This is a genomic window from Streptomyces sp. URMC 126 (genome assembly GCF_051386555.1).
GTDB lineage: Bacteria > Actinomycetota > Actinomycetes > Streptomycetales > Streptomycetaceae > Streptomyces.
Genome location: NZ_JBPQTX010000663.1, coordinates 1 through 630 on the forward strand (window position 1 = coordinate 1; position 630 = coordinate 630).

At 73.8% G+C, this 630-nt stretch carries 1 pseudogene; it reads left to right on the forward strand.

Features of this window, described 5'->3' with window-relative positions:
• Positions 1-505 (forward strand): annotated as a pseudogene (locus ACSNOK_RS33365) (DNA primase); the annotation flags it as partial.
• Positions 506-630 lie beyond the last annotated feature (125 nt).

Below are 630 nucleotides of genomic sequence, written 5' to 3' on the forward strand. Positions count from 1 at the left end.
CCCCGCGCCCGCGGCCCCGCGCGGCCCCGCCCTCAACCTCCGCAGCCCCGCCCACCGCACCGAGCGCGAGCTCCTCAAACTCGCCCTCCAGCGGCCGGAGCTGGTCTCCCCCGCCTTCGACGCCTACGGCGAGGACGAGTTCACCGCCCCGCCCTACGCGGCCGTCCGTCGCGCCATCGAGCAGGCCGGCGGCGTCGCCCTGGCCGACGCCGACTACCTCACCCGTGTCCGCGACGTCGCCCCCGACGACACCGTCCGCTCCATGATCACCGAGCTGGCCGTCGAGGCGATCCACGCCAAGACGGTCGACGAGGTCTACGCCGGGCAGCAGCTGGTGCAGGTGCGGCTGCGGGCCGTCGAGCGGCGGGTCAAGGAGGTCCAGGGGAGCCTGATACGGCTCGGCGCGCAGTCGGCGCCGGATCATCTGGCGGCGGTGCAGAACGAGTTGTGGGTGCTGCAGCAGTATGGCAAGGCGTTGCAGGAGCGGGGCGCGGCGGCGCTTTAGCCCTGACGGGCGGGGTGGTGCCCCAGTCCCGCCCCTTCGCCGATTCCTGGGGCTGCGCCCCAGACCCCGCTTTTCGCGGCTTCGCCGCTCGTCCTCAAACGCCGGACGGGCTGATACAGCCCGTC